This window comes from Aquipuribacter hungaricus, from assembly GCF_037860755.1.
GTDB classification, from domain to species: Bacteria; Actinomycetota; Actinomycetes; order Actinomycetales; family JBBAYJ01; genus Aquipuribacter; species Aquipuribacter hungaricus.
Genome location: NZ_JBBEOI010000225.1, coordinates 1 through 5,560 on the forward strand (window position 1 = coordinate 1; position 5,560 = coordinate 5,560).

General features: G+C 71.8%; 3 protein-coding genes. All 3 read right to left on the reverse strand.

Annotated features, from left to right (window positions below):
• Positions 1-133: 133 nt before the first annotated feature.
• A complete protein-coding gene (gene gyrA / locus WCS02_RS16715; RefSeq protein ID WP_340295289.1) occupies positions 134-2,770 on the reverse strand; it encodes a DNA gyrase subunit A in 2,637 nt (878 codons plus the stop codon).
• 67 nt (positions 2,771-2,837) lie between these two features.
• Positions 2,838-4,868, reverse strand: coding sequence for a DNA topoisomerase (ATP-hydrolyzing) subunit B (gyrB, locus tag WCS02_RS16720; RefSeq protein WP_340295293.1), 2,031 nt, complete (start codon positions 4,866-4,868; stop codon positions 2,838-2,840).
• A gap of 221 nt (positions 4,869-5,089) precedes the next feature.
• Positions 5,090-5,560 (reverse strand): DciA family protein (locus WCS02_RS16725; RefSeq protein ID WP_340295291.1); only part of this gene is annotated, 471 nt, incomplete at its 5' end.

Sequence of the window (5,560 nt, forward strand, 5' to 3'; positions counted from 1 at the left end):
GCCGGGGCGGTGCGCGCCTGGCTGCGTGCCCCCTCGGGGGCGGGCCGGGGGCCGTCGGGCTGCGGGCGGGCGTCGCCGCCGCCCGGACGGGACCCGACGGAGGTCGCGGACGTGGGACCGGGATCGGTGGTGCTCACCCGTCACCTCCCGTGCTGTCGCCTGACGGACCGTCCGGCCCCCTACCCTCTGACGGTACCTGCTCGTCCCCGGAGTCCGTCACCTCGACCACGTCGGACACGTCGACGGTCTCGACCGGGACGTCGGACGGTGCCGCGCCCTGGCCCTCGCCGGCGGCCTCGTCGTCGATCCGGACCTCGCTGTTGAGCGTGGCCGCGAGCACGCCGTCGCCCTCGCCGGGCTTGGTGAGGATGACGCCGAAGGTGTCGCGCCCGCTCGAGCGGATGTCGGTCACCCGGGTCCGCATGACGCGGCCGGACTGCATGATCACGAGCATCTCGTCGCCGTCGTGGGCGATGAGGGCCGCGACCAGGTCGCCGCGCTCGTCGCTGGCCCTGGCCACCTTGATGCCGAAGCCGTTGCGGCCCTGCACCCGGTAGTCGCTGACCGGGGTCCGCTTGGTGTAGCCGCGGTCGGTGACGACGAGGACGTCCCCGGTCGAGCCGGCCGGGACCACCCGGGCGTCGAGCAGGTCGTCGCCCTGGCGGAACCGCATCCCGGTGACGCCGGAGGTGTCGCGGCCCATCGGGCGCAGCTGGTCGTCGTCGGTGGTGAACCGGATGCTCATGCCCTTGCGGGACACGAGCAGCAGGTCGTCCTCGGCGCTGCCCAGGCGGGCCGCCACCAGCTCGTCCCCGTCGCGGAGCTTGACGGCGATGAGGCCGCCCGAGCGGGGCGAGTCGTAGTCGCGCAGCCGCGACTTCTTGACCAGGCCCTGCCGGGTGGCGAGCAGCAGGTACGGCATCGCCTCGTAGTCGGCGATGTCGAGGACCTGGGCGATGGTCTCGTCCGGCTGGAAGGCGAGCAGGTTGGCGACGTGCTGGCCCTTGGCGTCGCGCGCGCCCTCGGGCAGCTCGTAGGCCTTCGCCCGGTAGACCCGGCCGAGGTTGGTGAAGAACAGCAGCCAGTGGTGGGTGCTCGTGGTGAAGAAGTGCTCGACCACGTCGTCCCCGCGCAGCGAGGCCCCGCGGATCCCGCGGCCGCCGCGGCGCTGGGCACGGTAGGCGTCGGCGCGGGTGCGCTTGGCGTAGCCGCCGCGGGTGATGGTGACGACGACCTCCTCCTCGGGGATGAGGTCCTCCATCGACACCTCCCCGGCGGCGGGGACGATGCGGGTGCGGCGGTCGTCGCCGTACTTGTCGACGATGGTGGCCAGCTCGGTGGAGACGATCTCGCGCTGCCGCTGGGGCGTGGCGAGGATGTCCTCGTAGTCCTCGATCTGGGCGGTCAGCTCGGTGTACTCGTCGGCGATCTTCTGCCGCTCGAGGGAGGCCAGCTGGCGCAGCTGCATCGCGAGGATCGCGCGCGCCTGCGTCTCGTCGATGTCGAGCAGCTCCATGAGCCCGTTGCGGGCGTCCTCCACCGTCGCCGAGCGGCGGATGAGCGCGATGACGTCGTCGAGGTTCTCCAGCGCCTTGAGGTAGCCGATGAGCAGGTGCTGGCGCTCCTTGGCCTGGCGCAGCCGGTAGGCCGTGCGCCGCTGGATGACCTCCAGCTGGTGGGCGATCCAGTGCGTGATGAACCCGTCGAGGCTCAGGGTGCGGGGGATGCCGTCGACCAGGGCGAGCATGTTCGCGCTGAAGTTGAACTGCAGCTGCGTGTGCTTGTAGAGGTTGTTGAGGACGACCTTGGCGACCGCGTCGCGGCGCAGCACGATGACCAGGCGCTGACCGGTGCGCCCGGAGGTCTCGTCGCGGATGTCGGCGATGCCGGCGAGCTTGCCGTCCTTGACCATCTCGGCGATCTTCTCGGCGAGGTTGTCCGGGTTGACCATGTACGGCAGCTCGGAGACGACCAGGCAGGTGCGGCCCTGGATCTCCTCGACCTCGACGACGGCGCGCATGGTGATGGAGCCGCGGCCGGTCCGGTAGGTGTCCTCGATCCCCTGCTTGCCCATGATCACGCCGTGGGTGGGGAAGTCCGGGCCCTGCACCCGCTCCATGAGCGCGTCGAGCAGCTCGGGACCGGTGGTGTCCGGGTGGTCCAGGGCGAACTGGACCGCGGCGGCCACCTCGCGCAGGTTGTGCGGCGGGATGTTCGTCGCCATGCCGACCGCGATGCCGCTGGAGCCGTTGACCAGCAGGTTCGGGAACCGGGACGGCAGGACGAGCGGCTCCTGCGTGCGGCCGTCGTAGTTGTCGCCGAAGTCGACGGTGTCCTCGCCGATGTCGCGGACCATCTCCATGGCCAGCTGCTCGAGGCGGCACTCGGTGTAGCGGGGGGCGGCCGCGCCCTGGTTGCCGCGGGAGCCGAAGTTGCCCTGCCCGTCGATGAGCGGGTACCGCATCACCCAGCGCTGGACGAGGCGGACCATGGTGTCGTAGATCGCCGTGTCGCCGTGGGGGTGGTACTGCCCCATGACGTCGCCGACGACGCGGGTGCACTTGGAGTGCTGCCGGTCAGGGCGGTAGCCGCCGTCGAACATCGCGTACAGGACGCGGCGGTGGACCGGCTTGAGGCCGTCGCGGACGTCCGGCAGCGCACGGCTGACGATGACGCTCATCGCGTAGTCCAGGTAGGAGCGCTGCATCTCCAGCTGGATGTCGACCGGCTCGATCCGGTCGCCCAGCGGTGCGTCGGTGGTGTCGGTCACGCTGCGGTGCCTCCGTCAGGGTGGGGCTCGGGGTGCGTCGGGCGCCGGGCGGTGCCGGCGGGCTCGCTCAGATGTCGAGGAACCGGACGTCCTTGGCGTTGCGCTGGATGAAGGAGCGGCGGGACTCCACGTCGTCGCCCATGAGGACGCTGAACATCGCGTCCGCCGCGGCCGCGTCGTCGAGGGTGACCCGGAGCAGGGTGCGGGTGGCCGGGTTCATCGTCGTGTCCCACAGCTCCTCGTAGTTCATCTCGCCGAGGCCCTTGTAGCGCTGGACCGCCTGGTCCTTGGGGAGCCGGCGACCCTTGGACAGGCCGTCCTTGACCAGCGCGTCGCGCTCGCGGTCGCTGAACACGTACTCGTGCTCGGCGTTGCTCCACTTGATCCGGTACAGCGGCGGCTGCGCGAGGAACACGTGCCCGGCCTCGACGAGCCCGCGCATGTAGCGGAACAGCAGGGTGAGCAGCAGCGTGGTGATGTGCTGGCCGTCGACGTCGGCGTCGGCCATGAGGACGATCTTGTGGTACCTCAGCTTGGCGACGTCGAAGTCCTCGCCGATCCCGGCGCCGAGGGCGGTGATGAGCGCCTGGATGGCGTCGCTGCCCAGCGCCCGGTCCAGCCGCGCCTTCTCGACGTTGAGGATCTTGCCGCGCAGCGGGAGGATCGCCTGGGTCTCGGGGTCGCGGCCGTCGATCGCCGAGCCGCCGGCGGAGTCACCCTCGACGATGTAGATCTCGCAGCGCACCGGGTCGTTGGACTGGCAGTCCTTGAGCTTGCCGGGCATGGAGTTGGACTCCAGCAGGCCCTTGCGGCGGGTGGCCTCGCGCGCACGCCGGGCGGCGACCCGGGCGGCCGCGGCCTGCTGCGCCTTGCGGATGATGTCGCGGGTCTCGCGCGGGTGGCTGGCGAACCAGTCGCCGAGGGAGTCGCCGAGCACCTTCTGCACGTAGCTCTTGGCCTCGGTGTTGCCGAGCTTGGTCTTGGTCTGGCCCTCGAACTGCGGCTCGGCGAGCTTGACGCTGATGACCGCGGTGAGCCCCTCGCGGATGTCGTCGCCCGTGATCTGCTCGTCCTTCTTGAGCATGTTGTTGTCGCGGGCGTACCGGCCGACCAGCGAGGTCAGCGCCGCACGGAAGCCCTCCTCGTGCGTGCCGCCCTCGTGGGTGTTGATGGTGTTCGCGTAGGTGTGGACGGACTCGGAGTACGCCCCGGTCCACTGCATCGCGATCTCGACGCTGATGTGCTTGTCGTCCGCCTCGGCCTCGAAGGCGAGGATCTCGTCGTGCACCGGCTCGCTCTTCTTGGAGGAGTTGAGGTGCTTGACGTAGTCGACGAGCCCGTCGTCGTAGCGGTACGTCGTCCGGGACTCCGTCGGGGCCGCGCCGCGGTCGCCCGCGTCGACGTCGTCGGTGCCGTCGCTGACGTGCGCCTGCCGCTCGTCGACGAGCGTGAGCTGCAGGCCCTTGTTGAGGAACGCCATCTGCTGGAACCGGCTGCGCAGGGTCTCTGCGTCGTACTCGACGGTCTCGAAGATCTCCGGGTTGGACCAGAACGTCACCGAGGTGCCGGTGCCGTCGGTGGGCTCGCCGCGCTCGAGCGGGCCGGTGGGCACACCGTTCTCGAACGACATCCGCCAGTGGTAGCCCTGCCGGCGGACCTCGACGTCGAGCCGGGTGCTCAGCGCGTTGACGACGCTGACGCCGACGCCGTGCAGGCCGCCGGACACCGCGTAGCCGCCGCCGCCGAACTTGCCGCCGGCGTGCAGGACCGTGAGCACGACCTCGAGCGCGGGCTTCTTCTCGACCGGGTGCATGTCGACCGGGATGCCGCGGCCGTCGTCGACGACGCGGACGCCGCCGTTGTCCAGAAGCGTGATCTCGATCTGCGTGCACCAGCCGGCGAGCGCCTCGTCGACGCTGTTGTCGACGACCTCCTGCACGAGGTGGTGCAGCCCGCGGGGGCCGGTCGAGCCGATGTACATGCCCGGGCGCTTGCGGACCGCCTCGAGGCCCTCGAGGACCGAGATGTTGCTGGCGTCGTAGCCGGAGGCCGAGCCGACGGCCGCCTGGTCCGGGCCTGCCTCCGGCGCGGCGGGCACCGCGGCGTCGCCGGTGCCGGGGGAGGTGCTGGGGGTGGACTCTTCGGGTCTGGTCCCGTCGGTCACGCGGCAAGGCTCCTCAGGATGGCGGACAACCCTGTGAGTCTACCCTTACCGCGCTCCCGCGACCGACCGCCGCACCGGGCGGGGTGTGCACAGCGGCCCCTGACGGCGCCTGTGGGCGGAGCGACCCCCGTCCGCGTGGGTCCCCCCGCGGAGCCTCAGCCGTACGTGTCGCGGGCGCCGCGGCCGCGCACGCTGAGCCGGCCACGCTTCCACGACGGGGCGTCCGGCGCCAGCACCTCGATGTGCCCGACCACGCCCTCGCCGACGACCGCGTCGAGCCGCCGGCGCACGTCCGGGACGAGCATCCGCAGCTGCGTGGCCCACGCCGTCGTCGACGCCCGCACCGTGAGGGTGCCGTCGGAGAAGCCGACCGGGACGCAGTGGGTGGCCACGTGGTCGCCGACGACCTCGGGCCAGCGGCCCATGACGCCGCCGACGGCGACCGCGTCGGTCCAGCCGGCCTGGGCGACGAGCGAGCCGGTGACGTCGGCCAGGCCCACCGGGTCGCGGCCGTCCTTGCCGGCCCCGGACAGGGTGACCTCCTGGCCCGCGCGGTAGCCGGCCGCGGTCCGCGCCCGCCCGCCGAGCGCACCGCCGGGCATCCCGGGACGCATCCCGCGGGCGCG